Raw genomic sequence first — 19,037 nt, forward strand, 5'->3', positions numbered from 1 at the left:
GTCAATTTTCCTAGAGTTGCACAGTGCTGTCGTTCAGATCGGCTACTGCGGGGAAATTTTCATGCGCTCACTGAAGGTTTTGATTCTCGAGGATCATCCTTTCCAACTGATGGCCTTGCATCAGATGCTCAATGCCAATGGCGTCTTCGATGTGCTGACGGCAGAGTCGGTCGACGGCGCACGGCAGACGCTGTCCCGGCGCGGACGGGTCGATATCGCCATCTGCGACCTGCACATGGACGGCCAGGACGGCCTGGAACTGATCCGTCACCTGGCTGACAGCGGCCTGGCGGCGGCCTTGATTATCCTCAGCAGCGCCGAACGTGGCGTGCTCGATAGCGTCGCCGACCTGGCCCGGCAATTGGGCTTGCGGGTGCTCGGCAGCCTGCAGAAGCCGGCTTGCAGCGTGTCGCTGCACAAGTTGCTGCGCCGCTACCTCGACGAGCCCGGCGATTCGCCCCAGGCGCTCGCCGCACCGGCCCATGCCGAGCTGTTGGCCATGTCGCCCGCCGAGTTGGCGCAGAGCCAGGCGCAGTGGCAGGCCCATTACCAGCCCAAGGTGGGTTTCGACGGTGCCCTGGTCGGGGTGGAGGCGTTGGTACGTTGGCAACACCCAAGCCTTGGCTTGCTTAGCCCGGCGCAGTTCTTCCCCTTGATTGAAGGCGCCGGGTTGCTGGAGGCACTCAGCTGGCACGTACTCGACCAGGCCCTGGCATTCAGTGCCCAGGCCAGGCTCGCCAGTGGCCAGCCATTACCCGTGGCGGTCAACATCGCCCCGCTGATGCTCACCCGCGATGATTTCGCCGCGCAGGTCGTCGCGGCCCTCAAGCGCCATGACGTGCCGGCCAGCGCCCTGACCCTGGAAGTCATCGAAACCCATGGCTGCCAGCTCGACAGCAACCAGCTCGAAGGGCTGCTGCACCTGCGCATCCAGGGCTGCCAACTGTCGATCGATGATTTCGGCATGGGTGTGTCCAATCTGCAGCGCCTGCTCGAACTGCCATTCAGCGAGTTGAAACTGCCCAGCGAGTTTGTCCGGGGCATGGCCGATGATGGCCGTAAGGCGGCGGTGGTGGCGGGGGCGCTGATCATGGCCCGGCGCATGGACCTGAACGTGGTGGTCGAGGGCGTCGAGACGGTGGATGACCTGATGGCGATCAAGGCCCTGGGCAGCCCGATCATGCAGGGCTATTTCATTGCCCGGCCGATGGCGGGGCCGGACCTGCGCCGGTGGATGCTCGAGCGTGAGCCGGCCGAGGCCAGGCTGCGGCGCAGGGCGTGAACAGCCTTCAGCCCAGGCCGTGCTCCTGCAAATAGAGGTACAGCGCGGCGTCATTGGCCAGGCCCAGCTTGCGCATGGCACTGACCTTCTGGCTGCTCACTGTCTGCTTGCTGCGGTTGAGCAGGGTGGCGATCTGGCCGACCGTGTGGCCGCCGGCGAGCAGGCGGGCGACTTCCAGCTCGCGCGGCGACAACGCCGTCTGGTCGCGGGCCAGGTCTTCACGCACGGCGCCGTCCTGTAACAGCAACTGCTGCACCGAATCGGCCAGGTAAATCTTGCCGCTGCGCAGGCGGGCGATGGCCTGGGGCAATTCGTCGGCCAGGCTGGCCTTGCTCAGCAGGCCATTGACGCCCAGGGCCAGCATGGCCCGGAACAGCCCGGCATTGTTGAGCATGGTCACCACCAGCAGCGGCAACTGCGGATGGTGCCGGCGCAGTTGTTCGAGCAGCTTCAAGCCATCGTTCTGCTGCTCCAGCGGCATCATGAAGTCGGTCACCAGCACGTCGCATTCCAGGCTTTGCAGCAGGGTCGTGAGCTCCAGCGGGCCGCCGGCTTCGCCCACTACGCGAATGCCCGGAAGCTGCTCGAGCACGGCGCGCAGGCCGATACGAAAGATCGGGTGGTCATCGGCCAGGATGATGCGCAGTTCACTGGGGGCAGGGGCTGTCACAGGCAGGCTCCGCTCAACGTGCTGGATTTCAATCTGTCATTTTTGCCGGGCATGCTGGGTAAAGGAAATCGCACTGAGAGAACTTTTCCGGCTGCCTCAGGGTCAGTGAAAGACCCCTTCTCGACAGGTAGGTGAACAATGAATGAGATGGAATGTATCAGATTGTTGCTTGGTCAAGCATTGGCACCGTACCGGGTCAGGCTGGTGCGCCTGAGCACCGGCTGTGATTTCGACCTGCGCCTGACCGACGAAACCAACCGCAGCGTGCTGCAGCGCACGGTCAAGCCCAGCCAGTTGCAGGACCAGCGCCTGCTGGTCGACCTGGTCGATGGCCTGCAGCGTGACCTGCTGATTGTAGAGGGCCGCCTGCAGCCTTGCGTCATCGCGGCGCAGCGCCATCTGCAGCAAGGCCGCTCGATCAGCGCCGGGGTGTGACGGAACCTTTGCCGGGCAAGGCAATCAGACCTAACAAGGACAGCTGATCGGGATTTTGCTCCGATGTCGTGAAGCTGTCGTGCGAAGCCCTATGGGCTTTTGTTTAGCCCCGGGCGGCCTCCCCACCGTTCGGGGTTTCTTTTTACCTGCGATCGGGCCTCAGGGGTGCTCGCCAAACAGGTGCAGGCTGTCGTGCAGGTACTGTTCGCGCATTTGCGGCGCCAGCCACTGGGCGTACAGGTCGGGCAAGGTGTCGTTGCGCAGCGGCAGTAGCAATTTGTTGATATGGCTGATGGCTTCGCGCCCCAGCGGCGTGTCGGAGCAGCCGACCCGCAGCAACTGGTACTGCTCGACTCCCTGGATCGGGTAGAAGGCATAGTCGTCGCTGGGCCAGCCTTGCTGTTGCAGCAGGTAGCGCACTTCCGGCCAGTAGCCGAGCACCAGTTGCAGGCGGTCATGCTGCTGCATTTGCAGCAGGCTGGTCACTGCGTCATTGCCGTAGTGGCGGCTGAGGGTAGTGTCGGGCAGGGTCTTGAGCAGTTCATCAACCGCCGGGCTGTAGCTGCGCTGGGCCACCACACCCAGCTTGAGCGCGGTACTGCCGAGCAGCGTCTGCAGGTCGACCTGCTGGTTGTGCAGGTAGGGGTCAAGCAGGTGCTGGTCCTTGCGCCGGACCACCAGGCCGCTGCTGAGCACGCCCAGGCTGGGGATCGAGAAATGCACATAGCGCGCTCGCTCCGGGGTCCACAGCAGGGTCGGGTCGCAGGTGAAGGTGGGCGCCTGGAGCATCTGGATGCCGCGGGCGCGGTTGACCCGGACGATGCTGTGATCGTATTCGGGCATCTGTTCGATCAGCAGCGGCAGCAAGCGGTCGATCACCCCCTGGCCCTTGCCGGTACCTTCGAAAATGGTCAGCGGCGGCAAGTCGCGCAACAACCAGAACAAACGCTCCTTGGCCGAGGCCGGAGCGGGCAGGCCCAGGCAAAGCAACAGACCTAGCAACAGCGGCAATCCACGACGCATGCTCGCTTGCCAGTGATGGGTCATGTCCAGGTCTCCACCGTTGCCACGCAACTTGAGTAGTGCCGTGTTCAGACTGCGCCTTGCGTGCGTAGCCGGGCAATCGCAGCTGTGTCATAACCCAGCCCGGCCAGTACCTGCTCGGTGTGGGCTCCAAGCTCCGGCCCGACCCATTCGCTGGAGCCGGGGGTGTCCGAGAGCTTGGGGACGATTCCCGGCATCTTGAACGGCGTGCCGTCGGGCAGCTTGGCTTGCAGGAACATCTCGCGGGCGAGAAACTGCGGGTCGCTGAACATATCTTCGGCACTGTAGATGCGGCTGGCCGGTACCTGGGCCTCATTGAGCACCTGCATCAGCGCATCCAGTGGCAAAGTCCGCGCCCAGCGGTCGATCACCCCGTACAACTCATCGCGGCGCAGGTCGCGGCCGTCATTGCTGGCGAGCGCCGGATCGTCGGCCAGGTCATTGCGGCCGATGGCCTGCATGAAGCGCTTGAAGATCGCATCGCCATTGGCGCCGATCTGCACGTGCTTGCCATCGGCGCTGGTGTGGATGGAGGAGGGGGTGATGCCGGGCATGATGTTGCCGGTACGCTCGCGGATAAAGCCGAACACGTCGAACTCCGGCACCATGCTTTCCATCATGGCGAAGATCGCTTCGTACAAGGCGACATCCACCACCTGGCCCTGGCCGCCGTTGACTTCGCGATGGCGCAGGGCCATCAACGCCCCGATCACGCCCCACAAGGCCGCAATCGAGTCACCGATGGAGATGCCGGTACGCACCGGCGGGCGGTCCTCGAAACCGGTGATGTAGCGCAGCCCGCCCATGGATTCGCCGACGGCGCCGAACCCCGGCTGGTCTTTCATCGGCCCGGTCTGGCCGAAGCCGGACAGGCGCACCATCACCAGCTTCGGGTTGAGGGCGTGCAGCACGTCCCAGCCCAGGCCGAGTTTTTCCAGCACCCCGGGGCGGAAGTTCTCGATCAGGATGTCGGCTTCGGCCAGCAGCTTCTTGAGAATATCCAGCCCTTCGGCATGCTTGAGGTTGAGCGTGAGCGACTGCTTGTTGCGGGCCTGGACGAACCACCACAGCGACGTGCCTTCGTACAGCTTGCGCCACTTGCGCAGCGGGTCGCCGCCATCGGGCGACTCGACCTTGATTACCTCGGCGCCGAATTCGGCGCAGATGCGCGAAGCGAACGGGCCGGCAATCAGGGTGCCGAGTTCGATGACTTTGAGGCCGGCGAGAGGTTTGCTGGGCGTAGGCATGAGGCGTCCGTGGCAGCGGGTCAGGGCCCCCGTTTTTATCATAGCTGGGCGCGCCCAGATACTGCTGCGGCGCAAGGAACATGCGGATCGGTTAGACTGGGCGACTTTCCTTGCCGCAAGAAGCCCGTCCATGGCCCAGCCATCCACCACCTACAAGTTTGAACTGAACCTCACCGACCTTGACCGCGGTGTGTACGAAAGCGTCAAGCAGACCATCGCCCGTCACCCGTCGGAAACCGAAGAGCGCATGGCCGTGCGTCTGCTGGCCTACGCCCTGTGGTACAACGAGCAACTGTCTTTTGGCCGAGGTCTGTCGGACGTGGACGAAGCGGCGGTGTGGGAAAAAAGCCTGGACGACCGCATCCTGCACTGGATCGAAGTCGGCCAGCCCGATGCCGATCGTCTGACCTGGTGCTCGCGTCGCACCGAGCGCACCAGCCTGCTGGCCTATGGCAGCTTGCGCGTGTGGGAAACCAAGGTGCTGCCGGCGGTCAAGAACCTGAAAAACCTCAACATCGCCGCCGTGCCCCAGGAAGTACTGGAAACCCTGGCCAAGGACATGCCGCGGGCGATCAAGTGGGACGTGATGATCAGCGAAGGCACGGTGTTCGTCACCGACGATCGCGGCCAGCACGAAGTCCAGCTGCAATGGCTGATGGGCGAGCGCTGATCGCGCGTCCTTTCAAGCCGAACATCCCTGATTGACGAGAAGCCCCAACGCCCCATGCGTATCGATCCCCGCCCGTTGCCGTCCACGTTGCCCTTTCTCGGCGACCTGCCACCCTTGCTGACCCGCCTGTATGCCGCCCGTGGCGTGCAATCGGCAGCCGAGCTGGATAAGAGCCTGGCGCGCCTGCTGCCTTACCAGCAGCTCAAGGGCATCGAGGCGGCAGTCGACCTGCTGGTGACGGCACTGGCAGAACGCCAGCGCATCCTTATCGTCGGCGACTTCGATGCCGACGGCGCCACCGCCAGCACCGTCGGCCTGCTCGGCCTGCGTCTGCTGGGTGCTGCCCATGTTGATTACCTGGTGCCCAACCGCTTCGAGTACGGCTATGGCCTGACTCCGGAGATTGTCGAAGTGGCCTTGCAGCGCCAGCCGCAATTGCTGATCACCGTCGACAACGGCATTTCCAGCGTCGAAGGCGTGGCCGCCGCCAAAGCTGCGGGATTGAAGGTCCTGGTGACCGATCACCACCTGCCTGGCCATGAGCTGCCGGCGGCCGACGCCATCGTCAATCCCAACCAGCCGGGCTGCGAGTTCCCCAGCAAGGCGCTGGCCGGGGTCGGGGTGATTTTCTATGTGCTGATGGCCTTGCGCGCGCGGTTGCGCAGCCTCGGTCACTACGACAACGCGCCGCAACCGAACATTGGCGAGCTGCTTGATCTGGTGGCCCTGGGCAGCGTCGCTGACGTGGTGCCGCTGGATGCCAACAACCGCATCCTGGTGCACCAGGGCCTGGAACGCATCCGTGCCGGACGGGCGCGGCCGGGGCTCAAGGCCATTCTTGAAGTGGCCCGCCGCGATCATGCGCGTATCACCTCCACCGACCTTGGCTTTATTCTTGGCCCACGGCTCAATGCGGCCGGGCGCCTGGACGACATGAGCCTGGGCATCGAGTGCCTGCTCAGTGACGATGCCAACCTGGCCCGGGAAATGGCCGGCCAGCTCGACGAACTGAACCAGGACCGCAAATCCATCGAGCAGGGCATGCAGCGCGAAGCCCTGGCCCAGCTCAAGGACCTGCCGCTGGAATCGATGCCGTTCGGCCTGTGCCTGTTCGAGCCGGACTGGCACCAGGGCGTGATCGGCATCCTTGCCTCGCGCCTGAAAGAGCGTTACCACCGCCCGACCATCGCCTTTGCCGATGCCGGCGACGGCATGCTCAAGGGCTCGGCGCGCTCGGTGCCGGGCTTTCATATTCGCGATGCACTGGATGCCGTGGCGGCGCGCCATCCGCAGTTGATCAGCAAGTTCGGCGGCCACGCCATGGCCGCCGGCCTGTCGCTGCCGGCTGATAACTTTCCGGCCTTTGCCCAGGCCTTCGACGAAGAAACCCGTCGCCAGCTGCGTGAAGAAGACCTCACCGGCCGCTTGCTGTCGGACGGCACCCTGGCGGTCGAGGAGTTCCACCTGGAGCTGGCCCGGGCTTTGCGCAATGCCGGGCCGTGGGGCCAGCACTTCCCCGAGCCGCTGTTCCACGGGGTGTTCCAGCTGGTCGAGCAACGGATCGTCGGTGAGCGGCACCTGAAGGTGGTGCTCAAGAGCGAATGCGGTTCGCTCAAGCTCGATGGCATCGCCTTTGGCGTCGACCGGGAAGTCTGGCCCAACCCCACCGTGCGCTGGGTCGAGCTGGCCTACAAGCTCGACGTCAACGAGTTTCGCGGCCAGGAAAGCGTGCAACTGATGATCGCGCATATCGAGCCGCGCTGATCTCACGGGGCAAAGTGGTCTAGGCTTCGAATGATGGGTCGAAGAACCTGCGGGGAAGATTCTGTAGTCGGCCGGTCAACTACCTGGAGCCTTACCACTTGATTTGAGAGGTGCCCCATGAGCCTGCTGCTTGAGCCGTATACCCTGCGCCAGCTGATCCTGCCCAACCGCATTGCCGTCTCACCCATGTGCCAGTATTCCAGTATCGACGGCCTGGCCAATGACTGGCACCTGGTGCACCTGGGCAGCCGCGCGGTGGGTGGTGCCGGGCTGATTTTCACCGAAGCCACTGCCGTGACTGCCGACGGGCGCATTACCGCGCAAGACCTGGGCTTGTGGGACGACGCGCAGATCCCGGGGCTGCAACGCATCACCCGTTTCATCACCGCCCAGGGCGCGGTGCCCGGCATTCAGCTGGCCCATGCCGGGCGCAAGGCCAGCACCCATCGGCCGTGGCTGGGCAAGCATGGCAGCGTCAAGGTCGACGATGGCGGCTGGGTGCCAGTGGGGCCCTCGAAAATTGCCTTCGACCCGGAGCACACAGCCCCCAGCGAACTGAACGAAGCGCAGATCGGCGAGATCATCCAGGCCTTTGTCGCCGCTGCCCGGCGCGCCCTTGAGGCCGGTTTCAAGGTGGTCGAAGTGCATGCCGCCCATGGCTACCTGTTGCACCAGTTCCTGTCGCCATTGAGCAACCAGCGCCGCGACCAGTACGGCAGCTGCTTTGAAAACCGCATTCGCCTGACCCTGCAAGTGACCGAAGCGGTGCGCGAGGTGTGGCCGGCCGAGTTGCCGGTGTTCGTGCGGCTATCGGCCACTGATTGGGTCGAGGATGGCTGGAACCCGGATGAGACCGTGGAGCTGGCCAAGCGCCTGCGCAAACTGGGCGTGGACCTGATCGACGTGTCCTCTGGCGGCACCTCGGTAAAAGCCGAGATCCCGACCGGGCCGGGCTATCAGACCCAGTTCGCGGCCAAAGTGCGGGAAGAGGCGGGGATCGCCACCGGGACGGTGGGCATGATCACCGACCCGATGCAGGCTGAAACCATCTTGCGTACCGCGCAGGCCGATATCATCTTCCTCGCCCGCGAATTGCTGCGCGACCCGTACTGGCCGCTGCATGCCGACGACGACCTGGGCGGCAACAAGGCGGTGTGGCCGGCGCAGTATCAACGGGCTACCAGTCGCGAGCAGCCGATACATGAGTCTGATTTACGCGATTGACTGAATGGCGAGCGCTTCGCGCTCGATCGCAGGCAAGCCAGCTCCCACAGGTTCGGCGTACATAAACCCTCTGTGGGAGCGGGCCTTAGGCATGTGCGGCCTGGCTCAACACATCGCTGACCCACTGGTTGATGCTTTTGTCTGCCAACTCAGCTTTTTGCGCGACGCTGGCATGCAGCGTCGGCTCAAGGCGCAAGCTCAATTTCCCCGAGTAAGCTTTCTGTGGTTCACGTCCCAGGCGCGCGCAGGTATCAAGGTAGTCATCCACGGCTTCTTCGAAGGCGCTGCGCAACTGCGGGACCGATTGCGCGTGAAAGCCGATCACATCGCGTATACCGGCGACATGGCCGATCAGCAATTGGTCTTCATCGCTGTATTCAATACGGGCGGCGTAGCCCTTGTAGTTCATGACATTCATGGGGTCACTCCTGCCTGTTCCAGAAAGTACCGCGCATCGCGGATCTGATAAGGCTTGGCATCTTTATCCGGATGAGGGCGATGGAACGTCGCGATCACACCATTGAGTTCAAAGCGCACGCGTGAACCTCTGCCTTCGATTACCCGGGCTCCCGCACCGACCAACAAAGATTCGATGCGAGCCCATTCCAGATTGCCGGGTATCGGTTTGCTGAAGATTGACTTCAGCGTACTGCGCTGATGATTATTCATGGTATCAGATTATGATACCGTCTGCGATGCAGCAATGGGATGTCCGTAGGGCGAAGCCTTTATGGATGAAGGAGGTTTCCTGGATTTAGCCCAGTTCCCCCACCGCACGCCACGCCTCATCAATCGCCGCATGGGCATAGGCGCTCCAGGCCGCGTCCGAGTTGGCGATGCTGACCTTGCCCACGGGCTGGCGCGCCAGCTCCATCCACTGCTCGATCTGCGCCGGGTCGTCGTAGAGGGTATTGGTGGAGCAGGCATAACCATGGGGCCAGCGGTTGACCGTGATCGCCAGGATGTCCTTGTTGTGGTCAAAGCCACCAGGACCCAGCATGCGTTGCAACTGCTCGCGCAGCTGGCTTTCCAGTACCTCGAATGAGGTGCCGTACAGGCGCCCGCGTCCGGCACGGGCCTGGTCGCGGCTGTTCATGCCGCTGTCGGGGCTGGTCGGGACAAACACCATGTGCAGGCCGATGGGCTGCGCCGGGTCGCGTGGATGTTCGTAGCCGCCGAGGCTCACCGGGTAGTCGAGCTTGATCCGGCTGTAGGGCTGGGTGGCGGCGTAGATCTCGTGCACGCCAAGCTTCTGGAACGCTTGCCAGTTGCGCACGATGACCTTGGTGTACACCAGCGGGAACTTGACGTTCTGGCTCAGGGCGTGGGCCTGTTCGACCGACAGGTCGCGCAGCAGGTAGGGGATCATCATGTTGTAGCAGGCCAGGATGCAGTGCTTGGCGCGCACCTTGGCCAGTTGCCCGGCGCGGCTGTAGCCGACATCGACTCCACCCGCGACGTTGCGCACGCTCACCGCCGTGCTGTTCAGGCGCAGGCGCAGCGGTTGCCCGGCGCGGTCGAGCTGGCTGTAGTCGAAATTGGCGAGGACGATGTCTTCCATGCTCTGGCCCGGCGCCACCGATGGCACCAGGCTGCGGACCAGCAGGCGTGCCACTGACGCATTACCGTCGGGGAAGTGGTAGATGTAGGGCTCTTCCATCTCCGCCTTGGCTTCCTCGCTGAGCGGCGCCAGGTTCATCGCGGCAAAGCCCGGGAAGCCGACAGAGTAGGCGTCGGCAGCGGCGACGGCATCGATGCCCACGGCCATGAAGTCGTTGGTGCGGCCCTGGAAGTACTTGACCGCCCTGGCCGACAGGCCGACGTCCTTGAGCAGGAAGTCGCGGTAGCTGGTGCGCTCCAGATAGGCCGTCTTGTCCTCCAGCGACTTGCCGGCCAGGTAGTCGCGCGGCGCCTGGTGCAGGTCGATCAGCGCCTTGCGGTCGCTTGCGGGCAGGGGGAAGTCATTGATGAAATCGGCAATCGGGCGGGCGTTGAGCTGGCTCGGGGCGATGTCGTCGGCGACCATCGGCGTCGGGTCGCCAGTGACCAGCTTGTCTTCGCCGAAGGTTTCCTGGTCGAAGAACACCGCGCGCGACAGGCCCAGGTCGGGGTAGAAGCTGCGGTCAAAGGCGGTCTCGAAACGCTTGATATCGACGCCAAGCTTTTGCAGCAGGCCGTTGACCTCCTTGCTGTACAGATGGTTGGGCGACTGCAAGGCTTCACTGCCGCCATAACCGAGGATCATCCGCCCACCGGCGCTGAACTCGTTGCGCTTGGCGTGGCCGCCGAAATCGTCGTGGTTCTCGAGGATCAGGATCTTCGCGGCGGGATGTTTCTCGCGATAGAAGAACGCCGCCGCCAGGCCGCTGATGCCGCCGCCGACCACCACCAGGTCGTATTCCTCGCTGATCGGCAGGGCGTCGGTGGCGAAGGTCTTTTTCTCCCAGCCCATCTGGTGCGCAACTTCGAAGGCGCCGACATGGCTGCCACGCAAACCGGTCAAGGCCGGTGGGTAATAGCGCCCGCTGGGGGCCGCCTGAAGCAGTTGCAGCGGGGTCAGGCCCGCTGCGACGCCGATGGCGACTCCGTTGATGAAGTCGCGTCGGGTGATTTCCATGGGTGTCCTTACCTTAATGTTTGAACATCACATGCCGGACGCAGGTGTAGTCCTCCAGCCCGTACATGGACATATCCTTGCCATAGCCAGACAGTTTCTGACCGCCATGGGGCATTTCGCTGACCAGCATAAAGTGCGTGTTGACCCAGGTACAGCCGTACTGCAGGCGCGCCGAAACGCGATGGGCACGGCCGACGTCGGCGGTCCACAGCGACGACGCCAGGCCGTAGTCGGAATCGTTGGCCCAGGCCAGGGCCTGCGCTTCATCGTCGAAACGGGTTACCGAGACCACCGGCCCGAACACCTCGCGGCGGACGATCTCGTCATCCTGCTGGGCATCGGCCAGCACCGTAGGTTCGAAAAAGAAACCGTCACCGGCCACCGCCTTGCCACCGGTGACCAGGCGAATATGCGGCTGGGCAATCGCCCGTTCGACCATGGCCGCCACCCGGTCGCGGTGCTGGGCGGTGATCAGCGGGCCGAGCTCGGTGTCCGGGTCGTTCTGCAGGCCATGCTTGATGCTGGCCACGGCCTTGCCGAGCTTTTCGACGAATTGCTCGTAGATGCCGCTTTGGGCATAGATGCGGCAGGCGGCGGTGCAGTCCTGGCCAGCATTGTAGAAGCCGAAGGTGCGGATGCCGTCGACCGCGGCGTCGATATCGGCATCATCAAAAATGATCACCGGGGCCTTGCCGCCCAGTTCCATGTGCATGCGCTTCACGCTGTCGGCGGTGCTGGCGATGATGTTGGCGCCGGTTGGGATCGAGCCGGTCAGCGACACCATGCGCACTTTCGGGTGGGTCACCAGCGGCGTGCCGACGCTCGGCCCGCGACCGAAAAGAATGTTCAGCACGCCGGCCGGCAACAGCTCGCTGGCAAGTTCTGCCAGGCGCAGCGCAGTCAGCGGCGTTTGCTCCGACGGCTTGAGCACCACGGTGTTGCCGGCGGCCAGCGCCGGGGCGATCTTCCAGGCAACCATCATCAGTGGGTAGTTCCACGGCGCGATCGAGGCGACCACGCCCAGCGGGTCGCGACGGGTCATCGAGGTATGCCCCGGCAGGTATTCACCGGCAGCCGAGCCGCCCAGACAGCGGCTGGCACCGGCAAAAAAGCGGAACACATCGGCGATCGCCGGGATCTCGTCATTGAGCGCAGCGGCATAGGGCTTGCCGCAGTTGTCCGACTCCAGGCGGGCCAGCTCTTCGCCGTGGGCCTCGATGGCGTCGGCAAGTTTGAGCAGCAACAGCGAACGCTCTTTGGGCGTGGTCTGCGACCAGCTGTCGAAGGCACGGTCGGCGGCGCGCACGGCAGCATCGACCTGGGCCTCGCTGGCCTCGTTGACTTCCACCAGCACGCTGCCCAGCGCCGGGTTGAGCACCGCGTAGCCTGCGCCTTCGCCGTCCACCAGTTGGCCGTTGATTAACAGTCGGGTTTGCATGGTCCAGTCCTCCAGGAGTTACTTGCCGCTGCCGGCTACGCTTTCGCCGCCGCGGGTCAGGTAATAGGCGCCGAGGATCGGCAGCATGGTCACCAGCATCACCAACATGGCCACTACGTTGGTGACCGGCACATCGCGCGGCCGGCTTAACTGGTTGAGCAGCCAGATTGGCAGGGTGCGCTCGTGGCCAGCGGTGAAGGTGGTGACGATGATTTCATCGAACGACAAGGCAAAGGCCAGCATGCCGCCGGCCAGCAGTGCCGAGCCGAGGTTGGGCAAAACGATGTAGCGAAAGGTCTGCCAGCCGTCGGCGCCCAGGTCCATCGACGCCTCGATCAGGCTCTGCGAGGTGCGCCGCAGGCGGGCGATGACGTTGTTGTAGACGATCACCACGCAAAAGGTCGCGTGGCCGACGACGATGGTGAAAATGCCCGGCTCGATCCCCAGGGTCTTGAATGCCGAGAGCAGGGCGATGCCGGTGATGATCCCGGGCAGGGCGATGGGCAAAATCAGCATCAGCGAGATGCTCTCCTTGCCGAAAAAGCTGCGCCGGTACAGCGCCGCCGAGGCCAGGGTGCCGAGCACCAGGGCGATCAGCGTCGCCAGGCAGGCGACCTGCAGCGACAGTTTGATCGACTCCAGCACGTCCGGGCGCGCAAACGCCACGCTGAACCACTTCAGGGTCAAGCCCTGGGGCGGAAAGCTGAAGGCGGCGTCCTCGGTGTTGAAGGCATAGAGGAAGATGATCAGGATCGGGAAGTGCAGGAACACCAGCCCGCCCCAGGCCGCCAGGCGCAGGCCGATCGAGGCGCGTTCAGAGTGCATCGAAGGCCCCCAGGCGTTTGACTATGGTCAGGTACACGGCAATCAGCACGATCGGCACCAGGGTAAAGGCGGCGGCCATGGGCATGTTGCCGATGGCGCCCTGCTGGGCATAGACCATGCTGCCAATGAAGTAGCCGGGCGGGCCGACCAGTTGCGGGACGATAAAGTCGCCCAGGGTCAGCGAGAAGGTGAAGATCGAGCCTGCGGCTATGCCAGGTACCGACAGCGGCAGGATTACCTGCATGAAGGTCTGCCGCGGCCGCGCGCCAAGGTCTGCCGAGGCTTGCAGCAGTGATGGCGGCAGGCGTTCCAGTGAAGCCTGGATCGGCAGGATCATGAACGGCAGCCAGATGTACACGAACACCAGGAAGCGCCCCAGGTGCGAGGTCGACAGGGTGCTGCCGCCGACCCCGGGAATACCGAGGATGAACTGCAGCACCGGCCCCAGGTTGAGTTGCTGGACGAACCACTGGGCCACGCCGCCCTTGGCCAGCAGCAGGGTCCAGGCGTAGGCCTTGACGATGTAGCTGGCCCACATCGGCATCATCACCGCGATATAAAAGAACGCTTTGGTCTTGCCGCTGGTGTAGCGGGCCATGTAGTAGGCGATGGGGAAGGCCAGCACGGCGCTAGCCAGCGACACGGCGATGGCCATGCCCAGGGTGCGCAGGATGATGTCGAAGTTCGATGGGTTGAACAGCGCAGCGAAGTTGCCCAGGGTCAGGTCAGGGGTGACCGCCATGGTGAAGTCGTCGAAGGTGTAGAAACCCTGCCACAGCAGGCTCAGCAGCGACCCCAGGTAGATCGCGCCAAACCACAGCAGCGGCGGCACCAGCAGCAGCGCCAGGTACAGGTTGGGGCGCCGGTAGAGCAGGGTCGAGAAGCGCCGCATGACGCCCGGCGCGCGGTTTGCCAGAGCCTGGGTCATTTCAGTGGCCCTCGCCGGGCACGGTTTCCTGCAACGCCGTCATCGCCTCGCGGGCCCAGCGTGCCTGCAGGCGCTGGCCTGGCTGCCAGGGCGCGGCGTGTTCCTGCCACTGGTTGTTGGCCTGGCTGATGCTCAGCAACTGGCCGTTGTCCAGCTGCAGCTCGTAGCGGGTGGCGCTGCCCTGGTACTGGATATCGTGGAGCAGGCCGCTGACCTGGATTTCGTTGCTGGCCGCTGGCTGGTCGCCAAGGCGGATGTGTTCCGGGCGGATCGAGAACGGCAGCTGGCTGCCATTGAGCTGCTGCGCCAATGCGCCGCGCAGCACATTCGAGGTGCCGACGAACTCGGCGACGAAAGTGGTCGCCGGCTTCATGTACAGGTTGCGTGGAGTGTCGACCTGCTCGATGCGGCCGCGGTTGAACACCGCGACGCGGTCCGACATCGACAGCGCCTCGGTCTGGTCATGGGTGACAAAGATGAAGGTGATGCCCAATTGGCGCTGCAGCTTTTTCAGCTCGCCCTGCATTTGCTCGCGCAGTTTCAGGTCCAGCGCTCCCAGCGGTTCATCGAGCAGCAGCACCCGCGGGCGATTGACCAGCGCCCGCGCCAGGGCCACGCGCTGGCGCTGGCCGCCAGACAGTTGCACCGGCTTGCGCTGGCCATAGCCGCCCAGGGCAACCATGACCAGGGCCTCTTCGGCGCGGGCATGGCGTTCGGCCTTGGCCACGCCCTTGACCTTGAGGCCATAGGCGACGTTGTCGCGCACGTTCATGTGCGGGAACAGCGCGTAGTCCTGGAACACCGTGTTGACGTCGCGCTGGTAGGGCGGCAACCCCGCCGCCTCTTCACCGTGGATGCGGATCGACCCGGCACTGGGTTGCTCGAAGCCTGCAATCAGGCGCAGGCAGGTGGTCTTGCCCGACCCCGAGGGGCCGAGCATCGAGAAGAACTCACCGTCGTGGATGTCGATCGACACCTGGTCAACCGCCCTGACCTCGCCAAAGGTGCGCGAGACATTGGTGAACTGCACTGCAAGGGTCATGGTGCGAAGCTCCAGCAAGAGGGAGCAAGCCCGCGTCTTCAGGTGGGAACGGGCTTGCCCCGCGACAGGGCCCTAACGGCCGCCCATGATCGCAATATAGTCCTGGGTCCAGCGGCTATAGGGCACGAACTTGCCCCCTTCGGCCTGCGGGGTCTTCCAGAAGGCGATCTTGTCGAACTGGTCGAAACCATTGGTCTTGCAGCCCTCGGCGCCGAGCAGTTCGCTGCCGCTGCAGGCCGCCGGCACCGCGGGCAGCGAGCCGAACCAGGCCGCTACGTCGCCCTGGACCTTGGGCTGCAGCGACCAGTCCATCCACTTGTAGGCGCAGTTGGGGTGCTTGGCCTCGCTGTGCAGCATGGTGGTGTCGGCCCAGCCGGTGGCGCCTTCCTTGGGAATGGTCGAGGCCACCGGCTGTTTGTCGGCTTGCAGGCCGTTGACCATGTAGCCCCAGGAACTGGAGGCGACCACGCCCTCGTTCTTGACGTCACTCATCTGCACCGTGGCATCGTGCCAGTAACGGTGGATCAGCGGATGTTGCTGGCGCAGCAGGTCGAGCACCGCTTGGTACTGGGTTTCGTTCAGTTCATAGGGGTTGTGGATACCCAGTTCAGGTTTGGCCGACTTCAGGTACAGCGCCGCATCGGCGATGTAGATCGGCCCGTCGTAGGCCTGCACCCGGCCCTTGTTGGGCTTGCCGTCGGGCAGCTCCTGCGGCTCGAAAACCACGCTCCAGCTGGTCGGCGCCTGCTTGAACACCTCGGTGTTGTACAGCAGCACGTTCGGACCCCATTGGTAGGGCGTGCCGTACACCTGTTGGTTGACCACGTACCAGGCGCCGTCCTTGAGCCGCGGGTCGAGGTTCTTCCAGTTGGGGATCAGCGCGGTGTTGATCGGCTGCACGCGCTTGCCGGCGATCAGGCGCAGCGAGGCGTCACCGGAGGCGGTGACCAGGTCGTAACCGCCCTTGGTCATCAGGCTGACCATCTCGTCGGAGGTGGCGGCGGTCTTGACGCTGACCTTGCAGCCGGTGTCCTTCTCGAAGCCGGTCACCCAGTCGTAGGCCTTGTCGCTTTCACCGCGCTCGATGTAACCCGGCCAGGCGACGATATCCAGCTGGCCTTCGCCGGCGCCCACGGCTTTCAGGGGTTCGGCGGCCTGCAGGCTGGCGCTGGCCAGCAGGGCGGTGCTCAGGGCGCAGAGCGTGGCGGTCTTGTGCACGAACATGGTGTTCCCTCTTGTTGGAATTATCTCGGGGCGGTGAAAGTGCAGGTATAGCTGGTTTAAGCGTAGGCAACATCTGGAAGCAAATGCATTCAGCTTCGCTTCAGCCTGCGGCAGTACTCTTTGGGCTTCTTTCCTCCCCATGGAGATGCCCCATGAACACCCGCGGCTTGCTTGATCAACTGCTCAAATCCGGCCAGGACCTGCTGCAGAACCAGGGCGGCAAAAGCCCTGCCGGCAAATCCGGCGGCCTTGGCGACCTGCTCGGCGGCAAGGGCGGTGGTGGCCTGGGCAGCCTGCTCTCCGGTGCCGGCGGCGGTGCTCTGGCGGCAGGGGCGATGGGCTTGCTGATGGGCAACAAAAAGGCTCGCAAGTACGGCGGCAAGGCCCTGACCTACGGCGGCCTGGCGGCCCTCGGGGTGATCGCCTACAAGGCCTACGGCAACTGGCAGGCCAAGCAGGGCACTGCGGTGCAGGGTGAGCCGCAAACCCTCGACCGCCTGCCGCCGGCCCAGGTCGAGCAGCACAGCCAGGCGATCCTCAAGGCGCTGGTGGCAGCGGCCAAGTCCGATGGCCATGTCGATGACCGCGAGCGGGCGCTGATCGAGGGCGAATTCGTCAAGCTGTCCAGCGACCAGGAACTGCAACACTGGCTGCACGCCGAGCTGAACAAACCGCTGGACCCGGCCGACGTCGCCCGCGCCGCCAGCACCCCGGAAATGGCCGCCGAAATGTACATCGCCAGTGTCATGCTGGTGGACGAGGAGCATTTCATGGAGCGTGCCTACCTGGACGAACTGGCGCGCCAGCTCAAGCTTGACCCGGCGCTCAAGAGCGAGCTGGAAAACCAGGTAAAACTTGCTGCCAGTCAATGAAACCGGGCTAATGGCCAGTATCTAGCCCGTTTGGCCCGATCCAGCCGTTAAGTCAGCCGCAAAAGCGCGCAGCCGCTGGGCTATACTCTGCCCATTTTTCCTGCTCGCGTAGAACACTTGAGGGCTGACTGTGAAAAACTGGACCTTGCGCCAACGGATCCTGGCGAGCTTCGCCGTGATTATCGCCATCATGTCGCTGATGGTGGTCGCTGCCTATTCGCGACTGGTGGCCATAGAGTCCGGCGAGGAAGCGGTGCGAACCGACAGCATCCCCGGGGTCTACTACAGCTCCATGATTCGCAGTGCCTGGGTCGACAGCTATGTACTGACCCAGCAGCTGGTGGGCCTGAGTGACCATCGCGAGCTCACCTCGGCCGACATGGAGCTGTACAAGGGCTTTGAAGAGCGCCTCAAACAGCACATGGCCAGCTACCAGGCGACCATTCGCGAGAAGGACGACCAGGCCAGCTTCGACCAGTTCGGCCAGCTCGAAGCGGGCTACCTGAAAGCGGTGGATAGCGTCCTGGAGGCCTACCGCAAGAAGGATTACCCCGAAGCCCAGCGCCTGCTCGCCGAGGTGCTGACCCCGGCCTGGGTCGATGGCCGCAAGCACCTGAACGGGGTGATCGAGCGCAACCGTCATTCGGCCGAATCCGCCACCGACTCCATCGTCAGCGCCGTGGCCACGGCCAAGTTCAGCATGATCGTCTCGCTGTTGCTGGCGATTGTCGCGGCAACCATCTGCGGGCTGGTGCTGATGCGTGCCATCACCGCGCCGATGCAGCGTATCGTCCATGCCCTGGACAAGCTCAGCGGCGGCGACCTCAGCGTGCGCCTGAACCTGGACCGCAAGGATGAGTTCGGCGCGGTGGAAACCGGCTTCAACGAAATGATGGGCGAACTGACCAACCTGGTGTCCCAGGCCCAGCGCTCCTCGGTGCAGGTCACCACTTCGGTGACCGAGATTGCCGCCACCTCCAAGCAGCAACAGGCCACCGCCACCGAGACCGCCGCCACCACCACCGAAATCGGCGCGACTTCGCGGGAAATCGCCGCGACTTCCCGCGACCTGGTGCGGACCATGACCGAAGTGACCTCGGCCGCCGACCAGGCCTCGATCCTGGCCGGCTCCGGCCAGCAGGGCCTGGCGCGCATGGAAGAGACCATGCACCAGGTGATGGGCGCGGCCGATCTGGTCAACAACAAGCTGGCGATCCTCAACGAGAAGGCCGGCAACATCAACCAGGTGGTGGTGACCATCGTCAAGGTCGCCGACCAGACCAACCTGCTGTCGCTCAACGCCGCCATCGAGGCGGAAAAAGCCGGTGAATACGGCCGCGGTTTCGCCGTGGTCGCCACTGAAGTGCGGCGCCTGGCCGACCAGACTGCCGTGGCCACCTACGACATCGAGCAGATGGTTCGCGAGATCCAGTCGGCGGTGTCGGCCGGGGTCATGGGCATGGACAAGTTCTCCGAAGAAGTGCGCCGCGGCATGTTCGAGGTGCAGCAGGTCGGCGAGCAACTGACCCAGATCATTCACCAGGTCCAGGCCCTGGCGCCGCGGGTGTTGATGGTCAATGAAGGCATGCAGGCCCAGGCCACCGGCGCCGAACAGATCAACCACGCCCTGGCGCAGTTGGGCGATGCCAGCAGCCAGACGGTCGAATCGTTGCGCCAGGCCAGCTTTGCCATTGACGAACTGAGCCAGGTGGCCACCGGCCTGCGTGGCGGCGTGTCGCGGTTCAAAGTCTGACC

18 protein-coding genes are annotated in these 19,037 nt (G+C 64.1%); 7 read left to right on the plus strand and 11 right to left on the minus strand.

The genetic code is table 11. The features are described from left to right. The first annotated feature begins 61 nt into the window (after positions 1-61). The gene (locus LOY22_RS05510) at positions 62-1,282 is read left to right on the plus strand and encodes an EAL domain-containing protein (protein WP_258596754.1); all 1,221 of its coding nucleotides are present in this window, start codon (positions 62-64) and stop codon (positions 1,280-1,282) included. A 7-nt stretch (positions 1,283-1,289) separates the two neighbouring features. Here the strand turns inward: LOY22_RS05510 and LOY22_RS05515 are convergent, their stop codons facing one another. Continuing rightward, positions 1,290-1,952: a response regulator transcription factor gene (locus LOY22_RS05515; protein WP_045193697.1), complete on the minus strand. Its 663-nt coding sequence runs from the start codon at positions 1,950-1,952 to the stop codon at positions 1,290-1,292. Positions 1,953-2,090: 138 nt separating this feature from the next. On the opposite strand from LOY22_RS05515, the gene LOY22_RS05520 reads away from it, so the two are divergent. Then, the gene (locus tag LOY22_RS05520; RefSeq protein WP_093386810.1) at positions 2,091-2,387 is read left to right on the plus strand and encodes a DUF3509 domain-containing protein; all 297 of its coding nucleotides are present in this window, start codon (positions 2,091-2,093) and stop codon (positions 2,385-2,387) included. A 159-nt stretch (positions 2,388-2,546) separates the two neighbouring features. Here the strand turns inward: LOY22_RS05520 and LOY22_RS05525 are convergent, their stop codons facing one another. Then, entirely contained in the window at positions 2,547-3,434 is an 888-nt protein-coding gene (locus LOY22_RS05525) for a TIGR02285 family protein (protein ID WP_093386805.1), read from the minus strand. Between the two features lie 44 nt (positions 3,435-3,478). Then, positions 3,479-4,678, minus strand: coding sequence for a CaiB/BaiF CoA-transferase family protein (locus tag LOY22_RS05530; RefSeq protein WP_093386800.1), 1,200 nt, complete (start codon positions 4,676-4,678; stop codon positions 3,479-3,481). A 130-nt stretch (positions 4,679-4,808) separates the two neighbouring features. Between LOY22_RS05530 and LOY22_RS05535 the strand changes: the two genes are divergently transcribed. The 3 genes from LOY22_RS05535 (at position 4,809) to LOY22_RS05545 (ending at position 8,336) form a co-directional block, all read left to right on the plus strand. Continuing rightward, positions 4,809-5,348 carry a YaeQ family protein gene (locus LOY22_RS05535; RefSeq protein WP_045193694.1) on the plus strand — a complete coding sequence of 180 codons (540 nt, stop codon included), beginning with the start codon at positions 4,809-4,811 and terminating at the stop codon, positions 5,346-5,348. Positions 5,349-5,402: 54 nt separating this feature from the next. Further along, on the plus strand, positions 5,403-7,112 hold the full coding sequence (gene recJ, locus LOY22_RS05540; protein WP_093386795.1) for a single-stranded-DNA-specific exonuclease RecJ: 1,710 nt from the start codon (positions 5,403-5,405) through the stop codon (positions 7,110-7,112). A gap of 117 nt (positions 7,113-7,229) precedes the next feature. Further along, complete coding sequence (locus LOY22_RS05545; RefSeq protein ID WP_258596763.1) at positions 7,230-8,336, plus strand: NADH:flavin oxidoreductase/NADH oxidase; 1,107 nt, start codon at positions 7,230-7,232, stop codon at positions 8,334-8,336. 85 nt (positions 8,337-8,421) lie between these two features. On the opposite strand, the gene LOY22_RS05550 is transcribed toward LOY22_RS05545, so the two are convergent. The 8 genes from LOY22_RS05550 to ydcS form a co-directional block, all read right to left on the minus strand. Next, positions 8,422-8,754: a type II toxin-antitoxin system HicB family antitoxin gene (locus LOY22_RS05550; RefSeq protein WP_093386790.1), complete on the minus strand. Its 333-nt coding sequence runs from the start codon at positions 8,752-8,754 to the stop codon at positions 8,422-8,424. Beyond that, positions 8,751-9,005, minus strand: a complete 255-nt coding sequence (locus tag LOY22_RS05555) for a type II toxin-antitoxin system HicA family toxin (protein WP_093386785.1) — start codon at positions 9,003-9,005, stop codon at positions 8,751-8,753. The genes LOY22_RS05550 and LOY22_RS05555 overlap by 4 nt, the downstream gene beginning before the upstream one ends. Positions 9,006-9,090: 85 nt before the next feature. Then, on the minus strand, positions 9,091-10,953 hold the full coding sequence (locus LOY22_RS05560; protein WP_258596766.1) for an FAD/NAD(P)-binding protein: 1,863 nt from the start codon (positions 10,951-10,953) through the stop codon (positions 9,091-9,093). A gap of 13 nt (positions 10,954-10,966) precedes the next feature. Next, a complete protein-coding gene (locus tag LOY22_RS05565; protein WP_045193689.1) occupies positions 10,967-12,391 on the minus strand; it encodes a gamma-aminobutyraldehyde dehydrogenase in 1,425 nt (474 codons plus the stop codon). A gap of 18 nt (positions 12,392-12,409) precedes the next feature. Next, positions 12,410-13,216, minus strand: coding sequence for an ABC transporter permease (locus LOY22_RS05570; protein ID WP_045193687.1), 807 nt, complete (start codon positions 13,214-13,216; stop codon positions 12,410-12,412). Then, on the minus strand, positions 13,206-14,144 hold the full coding sequence (locus LOY22_RS05575; RefSeq protein ID WP_258596768.1) for an ABC transporter permease: 939 nt from the start codon (positions 14,142-14,144) through the stop codon (positions 13,206-13,208). Before LOY22_RS05575 ends, LOY22_RS05570 begins: the two co-directional genes overlap by 11 nt. Before the next feature lies 1 nt (position 14,145). After that, positions 14,146-15,186 carry an ABC transporter ATP-binding protein gene (locus LOY22_RS05580; protein WP_093386765.1) on the minus strand — a complete coding sequence of 347 codons (1,041 nt, stop codon included), beginning with the start codon at positions 15,184-15,186 and terminating at the stop codon, positions 14,146-14,148. A gap of 72 nt (positions 15,187-15,258) precedes the next feature. Continuing rightward, positions 15,259-16,410 carry a putative ABC transporter substrate-binding protein YdcS gene (gene ydcS, locus LOY22_RS05585; protein ID WP_045193682.1) on the minus strand — a complete coding sequence of 384 codons (1,152 nt, stop codon included), beginning with the start codon at positions 16,408-16,410 and terminating at the stop codon, positions 15,259-15,261. A gap of 152 nt (positions 16,411-16,562) precedes the next feature. Between ydcS and LOY22_RS05590 the strand changes: the two genes are divergently transcribed. Beyond that, entirely contained in the window at positions 16,563-17,282 is a 720-nt protein-coding gene (locus LOY22_RS05590; protein WP_093386762.1) for a tellurite resistance TerB family protein, read from the plus strand. Positions 17,283-17,412: 130 nt separating this feature from the next. Beyond that, complete coding sequence (locus LOY22_RS05595; protein WP_045193679.1) at positions 17,413-19,035, plus strand: methyl-accepting chemotaxis protein; 1,623 nt, start codon at positions 17,413-17,415, stop codon at positions 19,033-19,035. Positions 19,036-19,037: the final 2 nt, after the last annotated feature.

Source organism: Pseudomonas sp. B21-035, from assembly GCF_024748945.1.
GTDB lineage: Bacteria > Pseudomonadota > Gammaproteobacteria > Pseudomonadales > Pseudomonadaceae > Aquipseudomonas.

Coding starts and splice junctions, on each gene's coding strand:
- recJ (WP_093386795.1), top strand. CDS start 5,403: ATGCGTATCGATCCCCGCCCGTTGCCGTCCACGTTGCCCTTTCTCGGC.
- LOY22_RS05510 (WP_258596754.1), top strand. CDS start 62: ATGCGCTCACTGAAGGTTTTGATTCTCGAGGATCATCCTTTCCAACTG.
- LOY22_RS05575 (WP_258596768.1), bottom strand. CDS start 14,144: ATGACCCAGGCTCTGGCAAACCGCGCGCCGGGCGTCATGCGGCGCTTC.
- LOY22_RS05545 (WP_258596763.1), top strand. CDS start 7,230: ATGAGCCTGCTGCTTGAGCCGTATACCCTGCGCCAGCTGATCCTGCCC.
- LOY22_RS05530 (WP_093386800.1), bottom strand. CDS start 4,678: ATGCCTACGCCCAGCAAACCTCTCGCCGGCCTCAAAGTCATCGAACTC.
- LOY22_RS05525 (WP_093386805.1), bottom strand. CDS start 3,434: ATGACCCATCACTGGCAAGCGAGCATGCGTCGTGGATTGCCGCTGTTG.
- LOY22_RS05590 (WP_093386762.1), top strand. CDS start 16,563: ATGAACACCCGCGGCTTGCTTGATCAACTGCTCAAATCCGGCCAGGAC.
- ydcS (WP_045193682.1), bottom strand. CDS start 16,410: ATGTTCGTGCACAAGACCGCCACGCTCTGCGCCCTGAGCACCGCCCTG.
- LOY22_RS05520 (WP_093386810.1), top strand. CDS start 2,091: ATGAATGAGATGGAATGTATCAGATTGTTGCTTGGTCAAGCATTGGCA.
- LOY22_RS05550 (WP_093386790.1), bottom strand. CDS start 8,754: ATGAATGTCATGAACTACAAGGGCTACGCCGCCCGTATTGAATACAGC.
- LOY22_RS05560 (WP_258596766.1), bottom strand. CDS start 10,953: ATGGAAATCACCCGACGCGACTTCATCAACGGAGTCGCCATCGGCGTC.
- LOY22_RS05570 (WP_045193687.1), bottom strand. CDS start 13,216: ATGCACTCTGAACGCGCCTCGATCGGCCTGCGCCTGGCGGCCTGGGGC.
- LOY22_RS05535 (WP_045193694.1), top strand. CDS start 4,809: ATGGCCCAGCCATCCACCACCTACAAGTTTGAACTGAACCTCACCGAC.
- LOY22_RS05555 (WP_093386785.1), bottom strand. CDS start 9,005: ATGAATAATCATCAGCGCAGTACGCTGAAGTCAATCTTCAGCAAACCG.
- LOY22_RS05565 (WP_045193689.1), bottom strand. CDS start 12,391: ATGCAAACCCGACTGTTAATCAACGGCCAACTGGTGGACGGCGAAGGC.
- LOY22_RS05580 (WP_093386765.1), bottom strand. CDS start 15,186: ATGACCCTTGCAGTGCAGTTCACCAATGTCTCGCGCACCTTTGGCGAG.